This is a genomic window from Bradyrhizobium sp. Mp19 (assembly GCF_029952935.1).
In the GTDB taxonomy this organism is placed as follows: Bacteria; Pseudomonadota; Alphaproteobacteria; order Rhizobiales; family Xanthobacteraceae; genus Bradyrhizobium; species Bradyrhizobium elkanii.
Window position 1 is genome coordinate 1 of the sequence record NZ_JASAUT010000007.1, and the last position, 20,674, is coordinate 20,674.

Annotated in this window: 15 protein-coding genes; 11 read left to right on the top strand and 4 right to left on the bottom strand. The window is 63.3% G+C overall.

Annotated elements, in window-relative coordinates:
• Window positions 1-230: 230 nt before the first annotated feature.
• On the bottom strand, window positions 231-1,658 hold the full coding sequence (locus QJT82_RS11050; protein WP_028339633.1) for an IS1182 family transposase: 1,428 nt from the start codon (window positions 1,656-1,658) through the stop codon (window positions 231-233).
• A 985-nt stretch (window positions 1,659-2,643) separates the two neighbouring features.
• On the bottom strand, window positions 2,644-4,476 hold the full coding sequence (locus QJT82_RS11055; RefSeq protein ID WP_028339632.1) for a PQQ-binding-like beta-propeller repeat protein: 1,833 nt from the start codon (window positions 4,474-4,476) through the stop codon (window positions 2,644-2,646).
• A gap of 260 nt (window positions 4,477-4,736) precedes the next feature.
• Between QJT82_RS11055 and QJT82_RS11060 the strand changes: the two genes are divergently transcribed.
• From QJT82_RS11060 to QJT82_RS11070, 3 genes are all read left to right on the top strand, one after another.
• Window positions 4,737-6,308 carry a sugar ABC transporter ATP-binding protein gene (locus QJT82_RS11060; protein ID WP_155258387.1) on the top strand — a complete coding sequence of 524 codons (1,572 nt, stop codon included), beginning with the start codon at window positions 4,737-4,739 and terminating at the stop codon, window positions 6,306-6,308.
• A complete protein-coding gene (locus QJT82_RS11065; protein ID WP_028339630.1) occupies window positions 6,305-7,297 on the top strand; it encodes an ABC transporter permease in 993 nt (330 codons plus the stop codon). The genes QJT82_RS11060 and QJT82_RS11065 overlap by 4 nt, the downstream gene beginning before the upstream one ends.
• A gap of 101 nt (window positions 7,298-7,398) precedes the next feature.
• Window positions 7,399-8,550 (top strand): substrate-binding domain-containing protein, encoded by a 1,152-nt coding sequence (locus QJT82_RS11070; protein WP_028339629.1) that lies wholly within the window; start codon window positions 7,399-7,401, stop codon window positions 8,548-8,550.
• A gap of 81 nt (window positions 8,551-8,631) precedes the next feature.
• On the opposite strand, the gene QJT82_RS11075 is transcribed toward QJT82_RS11070, so the two are convergent.
• Window positions 8,632-9,426, bottom strand: coding sequence for a DeoR/GlpR family DNA-binding transcription regulator (locus tag QJT82_RS11075; RefSeq protein ID WP_028339628.1), 795 nt, complete (start codon window positions 9,424-9,426; stop codon window positions 8,632-8,634).
• 240 nt (window positions 9,427-9,666) lie between these two features.
• Between QJT82_RS11075 and deoC the strand changes: the two genes are divergently transcribed.
• From deoC to ugpC, 8 genes are all read left to right on the top strand, one after another.
• A complete protein-coding gene (deoC, locus tag QJT82_RS11080; RefSeq protein WP_035631126.1) occupies window positions 9,667-10,689 on the top strand; it encodes a deoxyribose-phosphate aldolase in 1,023 nt (340 codons plus the stop codon).
• Between the two features lie 10 nt (window positions 10,690-10,699).
• The gene (locus QJT82_RS11085) at window positions 10,700-13,087 is read left to right on the top strand and encodes an aldehyde dehydrogenase family protein (protein ID WP_028339626.1); all 2,388 of its coding nucleotides are present in this window, start codon (window positions 10,700-10,702) and stop codon (window positions 13,085-13,087) included.
• Window positions 13,088-13,168: 81 nt separating this feature from the next.
• Window positions 13,169-13,624, top strand: coding sequence for an RbsD/FucU family protein (locus QJT82_RS11090; RefSeq protein WP_028339625.1), 456 nt, complete (start codon window positions 13,169-13,171; stop codon window positions 13,622-13,624).
• 4 nt (window positions 13,625-13,628) lie between these two features.
• Window positions 13,629-14,552: a ribokinase gene (locus QJT82_RS11095; protein ID WP_028339624.1), complete on the top strand. Its 924-nt coding sequence runs from the start codon at window positions 13,629-13,631 to the stop codon at window positions 14,550-14,552.
• Window positions 14,553-14,559: 7 nt separating this feature from the next.
• Complete coding sequence (locus tag QJT82_RS11100; RefSeq protein WP_028339623.1) at window positions 14,560-15,435, top strand: sugar ABC transporter permease; 876 nt, start codon at window positions 14,560-14,562, stop codon at window positions 15,433-15,435.
• Window positions 15,432-16,469, top strand: coding sequence for a carbohydrate ABC transporter permease (locus QJT82_RS11105; RefSeq protein ID WP_028339622.1), 1,038 nt, complete (start codon window positions 15,432-15,434; stop codon window positions 16,467-16,469). The genes QJT82_RS11100 and QJT82_RS11105 overlap by 4 nt, the downstream gene beginning before the upstream one ends.
• Window positions 16,470-16,518: 49 nt before the next feature.
• The gene (locus QJT82_RS11110; RefSeq protein ID WP_233475792.1) at window positions 16,519-17,958 is read left to right on the top strand and encodes an extracellular solute-binding protein; all 1,440 of its coding nucleotides are present in this window, start codon (window positions 16,519-16,521) and stop codon (window positions 17,956-17,958) included.
• Window positions 17,959-18,041: 83 nt separating this feature from the next.
• The gene (gene ugpC / locus QJT82_RS11115; RefSeq protein WP_028339620.1) at window positions 18,042-19,133 is read left to right on the top strand and encodes a sn-glycerol-3-phosphate ABC transporter ATP-binding protein UgpC; all 1,092 of its coding nucleotides are present in this window, start codon (window positions 18,042-18,044) and stop codon (window positions 19,131-19,133) included.
• A 31-nt stretch (window positions 19,134-19,164) separates the two neighbouring features.
• Here ugpC and QJT82_RS11120 read toward each other — a convergent pair whose 3' ends face one another.
• Window positions 19,165-20,160 carry an AraC family transcriptional regulator gene (locus QJT82_RS11120; protein ID WP_245288672.1) on the bottom strand — a complete coding sequence of 332 codons (996 nt, stop codon included), beginning with the start codon at window positions 20,158-20,160 and terminating at the stop codon, window positions 19,165-19,167.
• Window positions 20,161-20,674: the final 514 nt, after the last annotated feature.

Sequence of the window (20,674 nt, forward strand, 5' to 3'; positions counted from 1 at the left end):
GACCTTCTCGTCGTAACTCCATCGCCGCCGACGCTCGGCGCCCAACACATTGACCTGCATTCCCGACGTGACCTTAATGCTAGCAGACCGTGTGAGAAGTCCGAGGTATTTCCGACCCGTATTGGCTTGCGCTCGCTTCAGCAAATATTTGATGATCTGACCGACAAACGCTGTCCTTACCGTTCAGGAGGACTGCATGAAGCCGCATTTTTCGTGCTGTCGCCCGAATTTCACGCGCGCACGGCTGCCAGAAGTGCTTTCGTGCCAAGGATGTTGAGCGCTCTTCGGAGATTGTAGACGAGCGCCGTTAAGCTGAACTCGGCGCGCACGTGTTCGAGCCCGCGCATAAGGAAGGCGCCCTGGTTCATCCACTGCTTGATCGTACCGAAAGGATGTTCGACGATTTCGCGGCGCCGGTTAAGGATTTCTGGGTTCTCCGACACACGCTCCGCCATGCGGTCGAGTACGCCTTCATTGTCAAGACGCGAGATGTGGCGAATATCCCTCGTACAGCGTGAGCGCAGGGGACACGCGCGGCACGCCTTTGGATTTCCGTATTCGATCTTCTTCAGTTCGCGCAGTCGGCTTTCACGTATCCGTTTCAGCGTCTGCCCGGCCGGACAGATGTAGGTGTCGCTCACACTATCGTAGCGGAACTCGTCCTTGCGAAAGAATCCATTCTTCACTGCCGCCCCTCGCTGCGGCCGCGGCATATAGGGCGTCAGAGCTGCCTGCTCGCACGCCTCAATGTCCTCTATCTTGTAATAGCCTTTGTCGGTAACGACGTTGATTTTTTCGACATCAAGTATAGCTCGCGCGGGCTCGGCGGTTCGTTGCAAAAGACCCATGTCCAGGACATCGTTTGATACCGCCTGTTCGACGATCATCTTGTTCTTTGCATCCACCGCGATCTGAACATTGTAACCGACGCCCACTTTGGTATGCGCAGCCATGGCGCGGCTGTCAGGATCGGTCATCGATACTTGATCATCGCCGCTCCTCTCCAGGATCTTCAAATAAGCTGCATATTCCGCGCGCTTTCTCTTGAGGGCCTCGATCTTCTCAGCAAGATTCCTAGTGCGCGCCCCCGCCATCGCGTGCTCGATCTCATCGTCTGTGTCGAGCCGTGCTAGATAGTCATCAAGCTTCTTGTCGGCGGCGGCGATGAATTTATCTAGTGATGCCTTCGTAAAGTTCCTATCCTTGTTGTTTACGGCCTTGATGCGCGTGCCATCTATCGCTAGGAGCTCTCGCCCGAAGAGATCGAGACGTCGGCATAAGACCGTGAACTCGCGGAAAACCGATTTGAACGCGGCACGGTTGTCGCTCCTGAAATCAGCGATGGTCTTAAAATCCGGCTTGAGAGTTCGTAGCAACCAAATTACTTCCATGTTCCGATGGCATTCGGCTTCCAGCCGTCGGCTCGAACGAACACGATTGAGATAGCCGTAAATATAAAGCTTCAGCAGGTCACCCGGATCGTAACCCGGTCGTCCTATGACCTTCGCCTCCACCCGCGCAAAGCCTAAACTCTTGAGATCAAGCCCATCGACAAAGGCATCAATAAAGCGGACCGGATTCTCGACGTCGACGTAATCGTCGATCGCCTCGGGCAAAAGCAGCAGCTGCGAGCGATCCGAGCCAGAAATGTGTGCCATGCGCGATTCTAACGCAACGGCCCTGTCATTGGAATCCGCCTCAGGGACTTTTCACACGGTCTGCTAGACTTAAGGTCAAATCCTCGGGCCGCCTCTCAAACTACACAAGGCGGTCGCCGCTGGAGGGATACGGAGGGCGCACCATAAACCCACGTATTGTTCGGGAAACGCGACAACGAGAGGTCTGGCGCGATCTGGTAGGTCAAGTTGAGAAATTGGCCGGAGGTGGTCGGAAGGAAGCAGACGAGGGGCACCACGCGCCTACGGCACGATGCCGGCACCGAATACGGGCTTTCGATATTCCGCGACAGAGGTCGATTTCGCCTGACCTACAGGCGAAGGTCTTTCAACGTTCCGCTTTGTTGGGATAAATCTGTGCTCGCCACACGGGCTCATGAACTGCCCTATGCGAAGGATTGGATGATGTATCGTAGGTTTGGTTGGTGTGGGGAAAGGCGGTAACGCTCCCCTGACTCGAACCCCCGACGCCGAGCGGCTCGACCCCGACCAATTAGTAGCTTAGCGCTTGCACTGAACGTTAACGCATCGAGGCCAACCACCGATTGACCACCGAAACGCCGTGAACAAACGGCGATAAGGGTGGTCAATTGCGAACAGACTTCATTGTTTTCGTTGATGTTTTCGTTTGCTACTTACGTTCGGGACGCAGGGGTCGCAGGTTCGAATCCTGCCACTCCGACCATTCTTTCAAGCACTTATAGTTTCTGTGTTTTTCGTGCGCAACGACATGCGCATCGATTTGAAGCGCGGCTGCCATGTCGGTCGATTTCGGGACGCCGGTCCCTCCTATCGGCGATTCGGGACCATTGGAGCGCGCGAGGGTAACGGCCCCTGACGTGATGTTGCGTAGCACGTCACCAATCACCACACGGTCTCCCTTCGGACCTCTCGACTGATCCTGTCCGGCATCAAAGCACGAATAGCCCGCCGCGAGTAGTGCTCAGCTTGCCGGCGCAAATACCTGTCAGGGGTTGCCGACTTCAAAGGCCAGCAGAACATTGCCGGGCAGCCCGCTCCATTGCGCGTAGCCGGAATTGACGTACAGCATGCCGTCGACGACGACAGGGCCGGGTCCGTCCATTGCGCCGCCATGGGCCGCAACGCCGTTGACCGTGGTGTAGTCGCGGGCGGTGTCGATTTCCCAGAGCAGCCGTGCGTCATCGGTCGCGTAGGCGCGCAGGAAGCCGCTCACGCCGCCCGAGAACACGACGCCGGGAATGGCGGTGACCGCCGCGGAGAGCGCGGGGCTACACTGGGGGCGGTCGCCACAGGCCACCGGCGCCACCTGCATCGCGATCCTTCCGGTCGCAAGATCGAGCCCGAACAGGCCGCCACCTTCGCTTGAATTCAGACGTCGCGTGCCGTCCCTTAGAAATCGTACGTCCGAATTGGCGACATAGATTCGGTCCTGGTCGGCGGCGGAGCCCCACTCGGTCCCGCCCAACGCGCCCCCCTTGCCGATCCGCGTCTGCCACAGGATCTTGCCCTCATGATCGGGATCGAGCGCGTGGACCACGCCGGATTTCTGGCCGATCACCAGCACGCGCTGTCCATCACGCAGGCTCACCAGGATCGGCGATTGACCGAAGTCATGGTCGGGGCCGCGGTCTTCCGGACAATTGCTCTGATCGGTGCCGAAACACGCAACGACGAAACTGTCCTTCGGCGTGGCTTGCTGATGCCACAGCATTCGGCCGGTCGTGAGATCGAACGCGAGGATGGCATCGCTGGTGTCGGTTGCCGGATCGGCATAGCTGTTCGAGGTCGCGACATAGAGCGCCTGGCGCTGCACATCGATCGTCGGCGCGGACCAGACCGACGCGCCGGCCGGACCGAACAGCTGGGTCCCGATCGCGTTCGCCCGTGTCGGATGTGGTGCCTCAGGGATCGTGTAGGCCTTCCAGATCTGTGCGCCGGTCTCGGCCTTCAGCGCAACGACGCTGCCGCGAAACGTACAGCACTGGTAGGTGGGACGAGACCCGATGGCCTCCTCGATCGATGAAACGCCGACATAAACGACGCCGGAATAGAACACCGGCGCACCGGTAATCCGGGCGGCCACATGATCGTCGACCTTGCTCTTCCAGATCAGCTTGCCGGTCGCGGCATTCAGGGCGTAGATGTTGGCACGCACATCGCCAAAGAAGATGGCAGGCTGGCCGTTGTCCAGCGGGGCAAAGCTGATGGCCGTCCGCACCGGCGCCTCGGTCGGAAACGCCCAGCGCGTGCAGCCGCTTTTGGCGTCGAGGGCGTGGAGCTTGCGGTCGCCGCCACCGACGAACAGCAAGCCGCCGACGACAGCCGGCTGCGCGTTGGCGTTGGACGTCTCGGGAAACCCGAACGCCCATTTCAGACGCAGTCGCGGGATCTGGTCTTGCGCGAGGCCGGCCATGGCCGTCGGCTGAAACCGGCTGTTGTTGATATCCGCGCCCCAACCGTTCCACCGCGGCCCGTCGATCGGCTGCGGAAAGCCGGTCTCGTTCTGCGTGCATTGGCCTGCATTCTCGGCCGCCGCATGCGAAGCGGCCTTTCCGGTGATGAGTGAGGCGATCGCGGCGCGCTCGTCGCTGCTCAGTCCCTGCGCGAAGGACGCCATCGGGCCCGTGGTGATCGCACCAAGCACCTCGTCGAACGATCTGGATTGCAGCGCGGCGCGGCTCGGCGCGCGAACACCCGTATTGCTGCTGTCGTGACATTGCGCGCAGCGTTGCGCGTAGAGGTCGGCACCGCCTTGCTGCGCTGTTGCAGGCAGGCAAGAGGAGATCAGGGCGACGGCAATCGCAGCACTCAGTTTCATCGTGGTTCACCGGCGTTGGCTTTGATGAAGAGAGTGATTGCAGCGTAACACAACCTTCCGGCTCCATCGTGCCTGGCGGAGGCCGGCAGCACGTATGGCGGTGCAGGATCCGATCGCCGCCGCCTCCAATTCGAGCGCCCGCCGGCGCGATCTCCCATTGACAGGTCGGCCGATGTGATAGAATTATAACACAATAAGTTGCAAAAATAACAACATGTCACCATCGTACCAGCGCCTCGCGCGGGCGACGGGAGGAAAATTTGGAATTGTCCGGTTCGATCGCAGCCGAGCCTCGGCCGTCGACGGCGCTGTTGATGGTCGGTGGCATCAACAAGCGCTTCGGCGGCGTGCGGGCGTTGCGCGACGTCAACCTCGAGGTCCGAGCCGGCGAGGTGCACGCGCTGCTCGGCGAGAACGGGGCCGGCAAGTCCACGCTGATCAAGATCCTCAGTGGCGTCCATGCGGCCGACAGCGGCGCGATCGAGATCGCCGGCAAACCAGCGACGTTCGACAGTCCGGCTAGATCGCGGGAGGCGGGCATCGCCGTCGTCTATCAGGACCTCAGTCTCGTCGAGTCGCTGAGCGTCGCCGACAACCTGTTGCTCGGCCGCGAGCCGCGTACGCGGTTCGGCTTTGTCCGCAAGCGCGAACTGATGGCGAGGGCCGAGGCGTTCCTGAGCGAGCTCGGCATTCCCCTCGATACCAAGGCGACGGTCGGCTCGCTGCCGTTCGCCTACCGCCAGATGACCGAGATCGCCAAGGCACTGATGGGCGAGGTGCGCCTGTTGATCCTCGATGAACCGACGTCGTCCCTGACTTCGGATGAAGTTCGTATCCTGTTCGACGCGATCGGCAAGGCGACGCGCCGCGGCGTCGGCGTGATCTATGTGACGCATCGGCTCAACGAGGTGTTCGAGATCTCGCAGCGTGTCACGGTGCTCCGCGACGGCGCCAATGCCGGCACGTTCGTCACCGCCGAGACCGACATGAAGCGGCTGGTGAACGCCATCATCGGCTCCGATCGATTGGCGCCCGCGGTGTCGCGCGCCGAGCCTGCGGCCGCGCGTTCATTCGATCCGTCGCCGGTTCTGTCGCTGTCGGGCGTGTCCAACGACCGCCTGTCGGCCGTCGAATTGTCCGTGATGAAGGGTGAGATCCACGGCCTTGCCGGATTGATCGGCAGCGGGCGCACCGAGGTCCTGGAGACCATCTTCGGCCTTCGGCCGGTCGAGGGCGGCACACTGGCGATCGAGGGCCGGCCGTGGCTGCCGAACGGCGCGGCCGATGCGATCGACCATGGCGTTGCGCTGGTGCCGGAAGACCGGCACATGCAGGGCCTGGTGCTGGATCATTCGATCGAGCGCAACATCACCTTGCCGCGGATTCCGCATTTCTCGCGCTGGGGCTTCGTGCAGCAGCGCGCCGCCGCCCGGCGTGCCGACGCTGCGGTGGCGAGGCTGTCGGTGAAGGCGCAAGGCGCCTCAAGCCTGGTCAGGACATTGTCCGGCGGCAACCAGCAGAAGGTCGTGTTCGGAAAATGGAATGATCCGCGGCCGCGCCTGCTGCTGCTGGACGAGCCGACGGTCGGCGTCGACGTCGGCGCGCGCGAGGAGATCTACGGCGTGATCCGCAATGCCGCCCGCGACGGCACCGGCGTCCTGGTGGTCTCGTCGGACCTCGTCGAACTGATCGAACTCTGCGACCGCATCTCCGTGATCGTCGATGGACGCGTGGCGCGAACGCTGGTGCGCGGGGAGATCGATGATGCCGAAGAGGTCCATCATCTGCTGCAGATCTACCAGGCTTCCGAACAAGGCGTATTGCAAGCATGACCGAACTGACCGCGCCCAATCTCGTCGCCTCGTCGACCCGATCCGATCGTCGCCGCAAGTTGCTGCAGAATCTGCTGCGGGGCGAGCGGCCCTACATGCTGTACATCGCCTTTCTGGTGCTGCTGGTCGTGTTCAGCCTGTCCTCGCCCTGGTTCCTGTCGGTCGACAATTTCCTGAACATCGGACGCCAGACCACGCTGGTCTCGATCATCGCGGTCGGTATGACCTTTGTGATCATCGCGCGCCAGATCGATCTGTCGGTCGCATCGACATTGGCGCTGTCGGGCATGGCCGCGGCGCTCGCCATGAGCCAGCTCAACAACAGCTGGATCGTCGGCGCTGCCGCCGGGCTCGGCACCGGCGCGCTGGTCGGGCTGCTCAACGGCATCCTGACCACGCAGCTCTCGATCCCGTCGTTCCTGGTGACGCTCGGCTCACTGAGCATGGCGCGCGGTTTGGCGATGATGGTGACCAATACCAAGCCGGTGATCATCACCAACGAGACCTATTTCGCGATCTTTGGCGAAGGCTCGTTCCTGGGCATACCCGTTCCGATCGCCTGGACGCTGGTGGCGATGATCGTCGGCATCCTGCTGCTGCACTACAACGTGTTCGGCCGCCGCATCTATGCGGTCGGCGGCAATCCGACCGCGGCGCTGTATTCCGGCATCAACACCAAATGGGTGACGACCGCGGCCTTTGTGCTGACCGGCGCGCTGGCCGGGCTTGCGGCGCTGGTGCTGTCCGCGCGCTCGCACGCCGCGCGGCCCGACGTCGTGCAGGGCATGGAGCTCGACGTCATCGCCGCCGTGATCCTCGGTGGTTGCAGCCTGTTCGGCGGGCGCGGCTACATCCTGGGGACGCTGTTCGGCAGCCTCATCATCGGCACACTCAACAACGGCCTCGTGCTGCTCGGCGTCAGCTCGCCGCTGCAGCTCGTCATCAAGGGAGCGATCATCGTGGCCGCGGTCGCCTTCACGAAACGCTAGAGCACGATGGCGCAGCGCATGGCCGCACGGTCAGGCGTTGCAAGGGTAGGGGCAAGGTCGCCGGCCTCCGGTCAATCGGCGACCAAAAACGGGAGGAAACAATGAAGCCAATCTTGCGACAAACCCTGCCGCTGACCGCGCTGATCGCGGCGACGGCCATTTCGATCGCCCCCTCGGCCCGCGCCGAAGTGCCTGCAACCTGCGTCAAGGGCGTCGATCTCGCGACGCTTGGACCGAAATCGATCGTCGGTCAGGGGCCGCATGGCGAGAAGGCCGCCTCGCCCGAGGTGCTGGCGCTGTCGGACGCCGACGCCGCCAAGATCAAGGAGAAGCATTTCAAGGTCGGCATCTCCATGCAGACCGTCAATCTCGACTGGGCGCAACTGCAGATCCAGGGCATCACCGATACGCTGAAGAAGTATGGCGTGACCGTCACCGGCGTCGCGTCCGCCGAATATCAGGTCGACAAGCAGATCGCCGATATCGAGAACACCATCCAGCAGCATCCTGACGGCATCATCTCGATCCCGGTCGATTTCACCGCGACCGCGCCGACCTACAAGAAGATCGCCAAGGCCGGCATCAAGCTCGTGCTGATGGACAGCATCCCGACCGGACTGAAGCATCCCGAGGAATATGCGTCCATGATCTCGGCGGATAGCCAGGGCAACGGCCAGATCGCGGCCCAGATCCTGGCCTCCTGCATGCCGCAGGGCGGCACCATCGGTCTGGTCAATTTCGGCGTCGACTATTTCAGCACCAACGAGCGCACCAAGGGTGTCCGCGAGTGGATGCAGAAGAACCGTCCCGACATCAAGATGAAGCAGGTCGACTTCACCGACCCGCCGAAGGTGTCGCAGATCGCGGGCGACTTCCTCACCGGCAATCCGGATATCAAGGGCCTGTTCGCGGTCTGGGATCAGCCGGCGCTCGATACGCTGAGCTCGATGCGCGCGCAGGGCATCGACATTCCGGTCACCACCGTCGACCTCGGCCTGCAATCGGCGATCGAGATCGCCAAGGGTGGTCCCTTGAAGGCGACCGGATCGCAGCGCCCCTATGACCAGGGTGTCGCCGAAGCGATGGCCATGATGAACGCGCTGCTCGGCAAGGAAACGCCGGGCTGGATCGGCGTGCAGTCGCTGCCGGTGACGCAGTCCAACGTGCTGGAGTCCTACAAGACGGTGTTCAAGAAGGAGCCGCCACCGGAGCTGACCGACGCCTGCAACAAGGCGAAGCCTGCCTGCAACTAAGCAGGCGGGAGTTCGATGCGTGGTCCCGCGAGCCCGCGTATCGTGAGCAGCCTGATCCGGGCGTGCCAGCCCCCGCTCGGATCAGGTTGCGCTGGTCACATATTCGACGGGGAGGCTGCGGAAGTGCTTGCGCATGTCCGCTGACGCCGTGCCGCCGACAATGATCCGCGAGAACGCGCCGATATCGGAGAAGAATGCCGACTTGAGACTGCCGAGCTTGCTCGCGTCGATCACCAGGATGCTCTCCATCGCGGTCTCGATGACGGCCTGCTTGACGGCGACCTCGTGAAAATTCGAGCAGCTCGCGCCGCGGGTCCAGTGCACGCCGCCCGCGGAGATGAAGGCCTTATTGATGCCGAGCCGCCGCAGATAGGACAGGCCGTCGTCCGACGCAAAGGACTGCGACGACGGATGGTAGAGGCCGCCCATCAGCATCACCTGCGTGGCCGGCCGTCGCGTCACGATCGACGCCACGTTCATCGAATAGCAGATCACCGAAAGCGGCAGGTCCTCTGGCAGGCAGTCCGCCAGCGACTGCATCGTCGTGCCGCAATCGATGAAGATCGTATCGCCTTCCTTGATCGAGGCCGCGGCAGACCGGCAGGCGAGGCGCTTGTCCTGGGTGTGCTGATCGATCTCCTGCTCGAACGCGTACTTGATCCCGGTCGGCGACGCCGCATTGACGACGTAGCCGCCGAGCAGCGCCAGCGCGGCGTCGGGCCCGGCGAGATCGCGCCGGACCGTCATTTCGGAAACCTTGAGAAGCTCGGCGGCGTCCTTCAGATGCAGTGTGCCGCTCGATTCGACGGCGCGGCGCAGCCTCTGCAGGCGCTGCACGCGCGTCTCGCTTGGTCGTGCGTTCGATGTTTCAGCCATTTTAATCGCCGGGCTTGCTTATCCGATTGACAATGATCTTACAATGTTGTGAGTTTATCAACGTCGATTTGTTACAATAATAACATCCAGTCTGACGGGCTGATCGAAGGTCGGGGACGATGTCGTCCTCAGGCGGTCGGTAAACCCCGCGGCAAGGTCAAGGGAGGATCACATGTTGCGATCGACACATTCAGTCTATCTGGCGATCTCGTCGATTCGCTAGGACCGCACGGCGCCTCCATGACGCAGAGCGTCTTCATACAGAGTTCATCCCCATTGGCCGCGCAGCCGCCTTCCCCGGGCGGCGGGCATCAGCTCCCGCGCAACAGTGGTCGCGCGCTCGAGATGGATTGGGTCGACGGGATCAGGATCAATCTGTCGGCCGCCGAACGTCGCGTTGCAAGCTTGCCGGGCCGGCGCACGGTCAAGAAGGACGCGCAGGCAGCGTGGCTTCTCAAGGCGATCACCTGCATCGACCTGACGACGCTCAATGGCGACGATACGACCGAACGGGTGAAGCGCCTCTGCGCCAAGGCCAAAGCGCCGGTGCGCGGCGACGTTCTCGAGCGGCTCGGCTTTGCCGGCCGCGAGCTGCATACCGGCGCGGTCTGTGTCTACCATCGGTTCGTGGCGACGGCCGTCGAAGCGCTCGACGGATCGGGCATCCCGGTCGCTGCGGTCTCGACCGGATTTCCCGCAGGTCTCGTGCCGCACGATCTGAAGCTGAAGGAGATCGAGGCGTCGGTCCGCGACGGCGCGGAGGAGATCGACATCGTCATCACGCGCGAGCATGTGCTGACCGGCGATTGGCGGGCGCTTTACGCCGAAGTGCGGGATTTCCGCGCCGCCTGCGGCGACGCGCATCTGAAGACGATCCTGGCCACCGGCGATCTCAAGACGCTGCGCAACGTCGCCAAGGCGTCGATGGTCTGCATGATGGCCGGCGCCGACTTCATCAAGACCTCCACCGGCAAGGAAGGCGTCAACGCGACGCTGCCGGTGACGCTCGCGATGCTGCGGATGATCCGCGTCTATCAGGAGCGCACCGGCTACCAGATCGGCTTCAAGCCGGCCGGCGGAATCTCGACGGCAAAGGACGTGCTCAACTATCAGTTCCTGATGAAGGAGGAACTGGGACGCGACTGGCTCGAGCCAGACCTGTTCCGCATCGGCGCCTCCAGCCTGCTCGCCGATATCGAGCGGCAGCTCGAGCATCACGTGACCGGCCACTATTCGGCCTTCAATCGCCACCCCGTGGGATGAGACTCCAGCGATGAGCGTCGCAAACTATTTCGAGACCATGGAGTACGGCCCCGCGCCGGAGGCGGACGGCGAGGCACGCGCCTGGCTGGCGCGGCATGGCGCCACGTTCGGGCATTTCATTGCCGGCGAGTTCACGGCGCCGCATGCCGGCAAACACCTCACGACGACCGAGCCCGCCACCGGCAAGACGCTGGCGCGCATCGCGCAGGGTGCCGCCGCCGATGTCGAGGTGGCGGTTGGCGCCGCGCGCACCGCGCAGACAGCCTGGGCCAAGCTCGGCGGTCACGGCCGTGCGCGTCATCTCTATGCATTGGCGCGCATGCTGCAGCGTCACGCCCGGCTGTTCGCCGTGCTGGAGGCGATCGACAACGGCAAGCCGATCCGGGAAACCCGCGATCTCGACGTGCCGCTTGCCGCGCGCCATTTCATTTATCATGCCGGCTGGGCGCAGTTGCAGGAGCGCGAATTTGCCGATCAGGTGCCGGTTGGCGTGATCGGACAGATCATTCCGTGGAATTTTCCGCTGCTGATGCTGGCGTGGAAGATCGCGCCGGCGCTGGCCGCGGGCAATACGGTGGTGTTGAAGCCGGCGGAGTTCACCTCGCTCACCGCGCTGCTGTTCGCCGAGCTTTCGGCCGAAGCCGGCCTGCCGCCGGGCGTGTTGAACGTCGTGACCGGCGACGGTGCCACCGGCGCGCTGCTGGTCGAAAGTCCCGGCGTCGACAAGATCGCGTTCACCGGCTCGACCGAGGTCGGGCGGCTGATCCGCCAGTCGACCGCGGGCACCGGCAAATCGCTGACGCTCGAGCTCGGCGGCAAGTCACCATTCATCGTGTTCGACGATGCCGACATCGATGGCGCGGTGGAAGGCGTAGTCGATGCCATCTGGTTCAACCAGGGGCAGGTCTGCTGCGCCGGCTCGCGACTGCTGCTGCAGGAGGGGATCGCGGATACTTTCCGCAGGCGCCTGATCCGTCGCATGGAGACGCTTCGCGTCGGCATGCCGCTCGACAAGGCGATCGACATGGGCGCGGTGGTCGCGCCGGTGCAACTCGAACGGATCAAGTCGCTGGTCGAGACCGGGGTGAAGGAAGGCGCCGAGAAATATCAGGCGTCCGGTGCGATCCCGGCGGAAGGATGTTTCTATCCGCCGACCTTGCTCTGGAACGTGCATCCGTCCTCGACGGTTGCGACCGAAGAGATCTTCGGCCCTGTCCTGGTGGCGATGACGTTTCGCACCCCCGACGAGGCCGTGATGCTCGCCAACAACACGCGCTACGGCCTTGCCGCCAGCGTGTGGAGCGAGACGATCGGTCTGGCGCTCGATATCGCGCCGAAGCTCTTGGCCGGCGTGGTCTGGGTCAACGCCACCAATCTGTTCGACGCCAGCGTCGGCTTCGGCGGCTATCGCGAGTCCGGCTTCGGCCGCGAGGGCGGCCGTGAAGGCATGTATGAGTATCTCAAGCCGAAGGCCTGGAGCGGGCGCAAGGCGCGGGCCAAGGCATCGCCGCTGCCGACGGCTTCCGGCGCCAGTGCCGGATTCGATGTGCCGCCGATCGATCGAACGGCAAAACTGTTCGTCGGCGGCAAGCAGGTGCGCCCGGACGGCAATTATTCGCGTCCGGTGCTGTCGCCGAAGGGCCGGCGCCTGGGCGAGGCAGGCGAGGGCAATCGCAAGGATATCCGCAATGCGGTGGCCGCGGCGCGCTCCGCCGAATCCTGGGCGCGGGCGACGGCGCATAATCGCGCCCAGATCCTCTATTACCTTGCCGAGAATCTCTCCGCGCGCGGCGACGAGTTCGCCCTGCGCATCGCCGACATGACCGGTGTGTCGGCTGCGAAGGCGCGCACGGAAGTCGATGCGAGCATCGAGCGGCTGTTCAGCTATGGCGCCTGGGCCGACAAATTCGAAGGATCCATCCACGCGCCGCCGCTGCGCGGCGTGGCGCTCGCGATGCATGAGCCGATCGGCGTGGTCGGTGTCGCCTGTCCGGACGAGGCGCCGCTGCTCGCCTTCATCAGTCTGGTGGCGCCGCTGATTGCGATGGGCAACCGGGTCGTCGCCGTGCCCAGCGAGCGGCATCCGCTCGCCGCGACCGATTTCTATCAGGTGCTGGAGACCTCGGACGTGCCGGGCGGTGTGGTCAACATCGTCACCGGCGATCACAGCGAATTGGTCAAGGTGCTTGCCGAGCACGACGATGTCGACGCGCTCTGGGCGTTCGGATCGCAGGACGCCTCGGTGACGGCCGAGCGGCACTCGATCGGCAATCTCAAGCGCACGCTGGTCGATCATGGCCGCGCGCTCGACTGGTACGACAAGGCCGCGAGCGAGGGCCCGATCCTGCTCCGCCACGCGGTGCAGGTGAAGAACATCTGGATTCCGTACGGTGACTAGCGACGTCACCTTGCGGTGATATCGATTGGGGGTTCGGACCGTCAGAGTCCGGCGAATTTGAAGACGAGGGAGGGACGCAACATGCTCAAGGGCATCAATCCACTGCTCAATGCCGACGTGCTCTATGCCCTGCGGGCGATGGGACACGGTGATCGCCTGGTGATGTGCGACACCAATTTTCCGGCCGACTCGATCGCGCGCCAGAGCGTGCTCGGCAGGCTGCTGCGCATCGACAATGTGAGTGCCGCCCAGGCGGTCGAAGCCGTTCTTTCGGTGATGCCGCTCGATACGTTTGTCGACGATGCCGCGATCCGCATGGAGATCGTCGGCCAGACTCAGGAAGTGCCCCCCGTGCAGCGCGAGGTGCAGGCCGCGATCGATCGCGCGGAGGGACGGTCCTGGCCGCTGGTCGGCGTCGAGCGCCACGCTTTCTACGAGAAGGCCAAGACGGCCTATTGCGTGATCGCGACGGGCGAGCGGCGCTTCTACGGCTGCTTCCTGTTCAGCAAGGGCGTGATCGGGCCGGACGGGGAGTGACAAGATGAACAAGAGTGGCGTCGCCGTCCTCGGCGTCTTCGTCGTAGACCTCGCGTTCCGCGCCGGCAACATGCCGGCGATCGGCGAGACCATCGCCGGTTCGGGATTCGCGATGGGGCCCGGCGGCAAGGGATCCAACCAGGCTGTCGCGGCCGCGCGGGCCGGCGCCGGCGTGAGCTTCATCTCGCGGATCGGCAGCGACGCCTTCGGCGAGCTTGCGATCAAGACCTGGGAGGCAGAGGGAATCCGGCCGCGCGTGGCCAGGACGGCGGAAGCGCCGACCGGCGCGGCGTTCATCTATGTCCACGAGACGCGCGGCGACAACGCCATCATCGTGGTGCCGGGTGCAGCGGGTGGTATCGGTCCGACCGATGTCGACGCGGTGGCGGATGCGATCCGCGACTCCAGCGTGTTCGTGACGCAGCTCGAGCAGCCCGTCGATGCGGCGCGGCGCGGGCTCGAGATCGCGCGCGCCGCCGGCAGCATCACGGTGTTCAATCCGGCGCCGGCGATCCAATTCGACGATGGCCTGTTTGCGCTGTGCGATTATGTCGTTCCCAACGAGACCGAGGCCGAAGCGCTCACAGGCATCGCGGTGGGCGACCTCGCCGGTGCTCGCCGCGCCGGCGACGCCCTGTTGGCCAAAGGCGCCGGGACGGCGCTGATCACCCTCGGCGAGCGCGGCGCGTTATTCCATGCGCGGGATCGCTCGCTGCACGTGCCGCCCTTCGCGGCCGGCAAAGTCGTCGAAACCACCGGCGCGGGCGATGCCTTCGTCGGCGGCTTCGCGGCGGCGCTCGCCGACGGCGTCGATCCGCTCGAGGCTGCGCGCTTCGGTTCGGCCACGGCGGGAATCTCGGTGACCCGGCCGGGCACCGCGCCCGCAATGCCGCGGCGCGCGGAGATCGAGGCGCTGCTGAGGGGATGATGCTGCGATGATGCGGAATGATCCGATCAAGCATGTCTTCATCTGGCCGGCGGTGCTCGTCGTGCTGGCGATCTCGATCTTTCCGCTGATCTATTCGCTGACCACGAGCTTCCTCAGCTACCGCCTGATTCCGCCGATCCCGCCGCGCGTGGTCTGGCTCGGCAATTATGCGACGTTGTTGCAGGAGCCGCGGTTCTGGAATGCGCTCTTCACCACGACGCTGATTGCGCTGATCGCGGTCGGGCTGCAATACGCGATCGGGTTCGGCGTCGCCCTGGCCCTGAACGCGCGGGTGCCGGGTGAGCGGCTGTTCCGTGTCGCCCTGCTGCTGCCGATGCTGCTGGCGCCGGTCGCGGTCGCGCTGGTGGCGCGCATGATCTTCAATCCGACGATGGGACCGCTCAACCAATTCCTGTCGAAGTTCGGCCTGGTGAACCTGCCGTTCCTGACCAATGGACATTGGGCACTCGCCTGCATCATCGCGGTCGAGGTCTGGCAGTGGACCCCGTTCGTCATCCTGATGATGCTGGCCGGCCTGCAAACGCTTCCCGAAGATGTCTACGAGGCCGCCGAGCTCGAGAATGCCAGCGCCTGGCAGCAGTTCTGGGGCATCACCTTTCCGATGCTGCTGCCGATCTCGGCCGCCGTCGTCTTCATTCGCCTGATCGAGAGCTACAAGATCATGGACACAGTGTTCGTGATGACGGGCGGCGGGCCGGGCGTGGACACCGAGACGCTGACGCTGTTCGCCTATCAGGAAGGCTTCAAGAAGTTCAATCTCGGCTACACATCGGCGCTCAGCTTCCTGTTCCTGATTGCGATCACGATCATCGGCGTGACTTACCTGGCGCTGCTGCGGCCGCATCTGGAGAAGCGCCGATGAGCGGGCAGGGCTTGACGGGACTGTCGCCATGGAGCCGCCGCCTGGTCGCAGTCGGCGTTCTCGTCTGGTGCCTGATCACGGTGTTTCCGCTCTATTGGGTGATGGTGACCGCCTTCAAGACGCCGCCCGGCGTCGTCGGCGGACCGACCTATCTGCCGTTCATCGACTTCACGCCGACCTTGCAGCCCTTCATCGATCTCTATCAGGGCATCCGCGGCGAGTTCTTCCGGACCTTCCTGAACTCGACCATCGTTGGCCTGTCCGCGGCGGCCATCGCCACGGCGATCGGCGCGATGGCGGCCTATGCGCTGGTGCGCTTCGAATTCAAGGTCCGCCTCGGCGCGGGCCTCGCGTTCTTCCTGCTCGCGCTCGGCGGCTACCTGCTGTTCAACACGACGTTCGGGTTCACCCGCCCGCAGGCCCTGTTGCTGGCCTTTCCGATCGCGCTGATCGTGGCCGTCGCCGCCAATCGCCTGCCGTTGCCGGGACCGATCCTCGGCAATGAGGACATCCTGTTCTGGTTCGTCAGCCAGCGCATGTTCCCGCCTATCGTCACGGCCTTCGCGCTGTATCTGCTCTACAGCGAGATCGGCCGGCTCGGCTTCCAGTTGATCGACAGTTTTGTCGGCCTGACGCTGTGCTACGTCGCCTTCTCGCTGCCGATCGTCGTCTGGCTGATGCGCGACTTCTTCGAGGCTGTGCCGATCGAGGTCGAGGAGGCGGCGATGGTCGACAATGTGCCGAGCTGGCGCATCTTCCTCGGCATCGTGGTGCCGATGTCGATGAACGGGCTGCTGGCGACGTTCATGATCACGCTGGCCTTCGTCTGGAACGAGTTTCTGTTCGCGCTGTTCCTGACCAATTCCAGATGGCAGACGCTGCCGATCCTGGTGGCGGGACAGAACAGCCAGCGCGGCGACGAATGGTGGGCGATATCGGCTGCGGCGCTCGTCGCCATCGGTCCCATGATGATCATGGCGGGCCTGCTCAGCCGGATGATGCGGTCGGGCCTGCTGCTCGGGGCCATCAAATAGCAAAAAACCTTGTAGGGAGGACTAGACGATGTTGCGACGGACGTTCCTGATGCTGACCACCTCGCTCGCGATGGCCTGTGCCGCGAGCCAGGCGAATGCTGCCTGCAGTCCGGACTATACCGGCGTCACCCTGACGGTGGCGTCGCAGACCGGGCCGTATATCGCCTCCGCGCTCAAGCTCGGCGCGGACGAATGGGCCAAGAAGACCTGCGGCAAGGTCAATGTCGTCGAATTCCCGTGGTCCGAGCTCTATCCGAAGATCGCGACATCGCTGACGGCGTCGGACGCGACCTTCGACCTCGTCAGCTTCGCGCCGGCCTGGCTGCCTGATTTCGTGCCCTATCTCAGCGAGATGCCGAAGGAGATGCAGTCCGGCAAGGACTGGGACGATATCGAGCCGGCCTATCGCGAACGGCTGATGGTGTGGGAAGGCAAGATCTACTCGCAGTCGATGGATGGTGACGTCCACACCTACACCTACCGCACCGACCTGTTCAGCGATCCCAAGGAGAAGGACGCGTTCAAGGCCAAATACGGCTACGACCTCGCGCCGCCGAAGACCTGGAAGCAGTATCTCGACATTGCCGAGTTCTTCCAGCGGCCCGACAAGGGGCTGTGGGGAACGGCGGAAGCCTTCCGCCGCGGCGGTCAGCAATTTTGGTTCTTCTTCAGCCATGCGGCGGCCTACACCAACAATCCGAACTATCCTGGCGCGATGTTCTTCGACCCCGAGACGATGGACGCGCAGATCAACAACCCGGGATGGGTGAAGGGGCTCGAGGAATACATCAGAGCATCGAAGCTCGGGCCGCCCAACGCGCTGAATTTCTCGTTCGGTGAGGTGAACGCGGCCGTGGCCGGCGGCCAGGTTGCGGAATCGATCGGCTGGGGCGACACCGGCGTCATCGCCGCCGACCCGAAGCAGTCGAAGATCTCGGGCAAGGTCGGTTCGGCGATGCTGCCCGGTTCGGACGAGATCTGGAACGCCAAGACCAAGAAGTGGGACAAGTTCCCGAGCGTGCTTCCGGGCCCGTTCATGGCATTCGGCGGCTGGCAGATCGCGGTGCCGAAGGCCGGCAAGAACCAGAAGGCGGCGTGGGATTTCGTCAAGACACTGACAAGTCCTGAAGTGTCGGGCCAGGCGGCGATCACCGGCGGCAGCGGCGTCAATCCCTATCGCAAATCGCACACAGCCAATCTGCAACTGTGGAGCAAGATCTTCTCGCCGGAAGAGGCCAAGGAATATCTCGGCGCGCAATCGGACTCCATCAATGCCAAGAACGTCGCGCTCGACATGCGCCTGCCCGGCTACTTCTCTTATACCGAGGTGGTGGAGATCGAGCTCGGCAAGGCGCTGGCCGGCCAGACCACGCCGCAGGCGGCGCTCGACGCGATGGCCAAGGAGTGGAATCGGCTGACCGACGAGTTCGGCCGGGCCAAGCAGCTCGCGGCCTATCGCGCGGCGATGGGCCTTCCGCCGAAGAACTAGCTTTCCAGTGAGAGGTCCCGGATGATGCGCGAGCATCGTCCGGGACTTGACTTGCCGTCGACGAAGGGGCGGAAAAGGATTCCATGGCGCACGTCGAGATCGAGAACGTCAGCAAGGCATACGGGCCCTACAAGATCATTGAAGGGCTCGACCTCAACGTGGCCGACGAGGAGTTTGTCGTGCTTGTCGGCCCGTCCGGCTGCGGCAAGACGACGACGTTGCGCATGATCGCGGGACTGGAGGCGGTGACGAGCGGAACCATCCGCATCGGCAATCACGACGTGACGCAATTGCGTCCCGGCCTGCGCAATTGCGCGATGGTGTTCCAGAACTACGCGCTCTATCCGCATATGACGGTCGGAGAGAACATCGGCTACGGCATGAAGGTGCGGGGCGAATCGCGCGCCAGCGTCGAGAAAGCCGTCAATGACGTGGCGCGCGTGCTGGACCTCGAACAATATCTGCAGCGCCGACCCAAGCAGCTCTCTGGCGGGCAGCGCCAGCGCGTGGCGATCGGCCGTGCCATTGTGCGCAGCCCGGATGTATTTCTGTTCGACGAGCCATTGTCCAATCTCGACGCCAAGCTCCGCATCGAGATGCGGACCGAGATCAAGGCGCTGCACCGGCGTCTCGCCAAGACGATCGTCTATGTCACGCACGACCAGGTCGAAGCCATGACCATGGCCGACCGCGTCGTGGTGATGAACCGCGGCCGTATCGAACAGGCGGCCGATCCGATCACGATCTACGAGAAGCCCAGCAATCTCTTCGTCGCCGGCTTCATGGGCGCGCCGAGCATGAATTTCATCGATGGCAAGATCGTTGCCCGCGACGGCGCGCTCACCTTCACCGAGCCGTCGGGCACGGCGTTGAGAGTGCCGAAGTCACGCGAGGCGGCCTATGCAGGCAGCGTCGGTAAGCCCGTGGTGCTCGGCGTCAGGCCCGACCATGTGTTGCGGCAAGACGCGCCGGCGGGCTCTTCCGTCCGGATCCTTGTGAAAGACGTCGAGCCGCTCGGGCCGCACACGCTGGTGATCGGGACCGTGGGCCCATTCGCGTTCACGGCGCAAATGCCGGTCGGCGTCGCCGCGGAACCGGATCATGTCATCGACGTCGCGCTCGATCTTGAGCGAACGCACTTGTTCGACAAGGCGTCTGGGACGGCTATTTGCTGATCCGCCGCAGCCTGGCTCGACAACCGCCTGCCTAGCTTAAGAACCCTCGCGCGCGCCGGACCGTATCGGACGGATACAGGCCGAAGGCCGAGCGGTACACCGCAGCGAAACGGCCCATATGCGTAAAGCCCCACTTCAGGGCAACTTCGCTGACCGGAAGCATGTTCTCCGGTCGCGACAGCTCATCGTGAATGGCCTCAAGCCGAATTTGCCGCAAATAGGCGACCGGCGTCGTGCCGTGGATTTTACGAAAGCCCAATTGCAGCAACCGGCTGCTAACCCCAACCGTTGCGGCAATATCCGATATCGTCAGCGGCAGATGCGGATTGGCCCGCATATACTCGACCGCACGGCGAATGTAGCGCGGCGGTGCATCCAGCGGGTGGCGGCTCAACCGGTCCGTCAACCGATGAGGAACGTTCTCAAGGATGAGCTGTATCGCTGCTTCCGATAGCAGCGCGCTGGCTTTCGGAGAGCGTACCAGGATCCCGTCATACAAACCGGTGGTGCTCGTGCGGACAAGCTGAAGGAGGGTCTGTCCAATGCCGGTAGACAAGTCGACGATCGGCGTCAGATTGAGATCTTCCAGCGCCGTGCTCCCGAACGTCGCAGACAGCACCTTTGTAACTACGCCCGTATGCAAGGTGAGCGTGACGCTTGAGTATCGTCCATCGACCGCTTCGACCCGCTGTGCCTGCATCGTCGGAAGGGGCACGATGGCGATCTCGGAGGGGGTCCGCTGGATGCTCTTTCCTGCAATGAGCATTTCGGCCTGGCCGGCATTCAGCAGGCTTATTGCGAGCTCTCCGGCAGAATTCTCGTATGAATAGCGCCAATCCCAACCGGCCGACAGATCGGCCCGTACGACGTCAATTTCCGCGCCGATGGCTATATCCGCATGCCAGCGAAACGATTCGTCAGATCGCGGCGAGGAATGCGCATTGATCCCGTGGGGCTGGAGCAATTCAAGGAGTTCTTCAAACGAAGATCCCGATCGCGCGGGAGGTGCAGCGAGTACGTCGACCATCAAATCCCAACCATCGGATAATTGCTGTTTCGCGGATTGCCCGATCCATCAGACCGGCTTTCCGCTGTTCAGGGGCGTCCGCCCGCACGCATAGACCGCATCACCACACTAGCACAGCTTTGGTGATTTCAGGTCGCGTGCCCTTTCTCACAATTTCTTCAATATCCGAATAGCGAACAGAATATCCAGATCGCGCAATCGAGCCGCGAAAGCTAGCATTTGATCTAATCCGCTCGCCTGCATCCAGCGAACGTTCCGATTCAATCCGCCGCGCCGACGTCCGGGAGCACGAACGGATGCACAGCATTCGCGATCGACTGTCCTAGCCACAATCCGAACGCCCCCATCCGGAATGCGACGTCGTCCATGGACTCGTAGCCCATTTGGCCTAAATGGTCACGACCAACTCAAACGGGTTATGAAAGCATGCTTACAAGGATTACTTGCGTACTCGCGCTTACAGTTCTTTCGTCCATGCCTGCGCTGGCCGATGGTTGCGCAGATCACGTCCAGA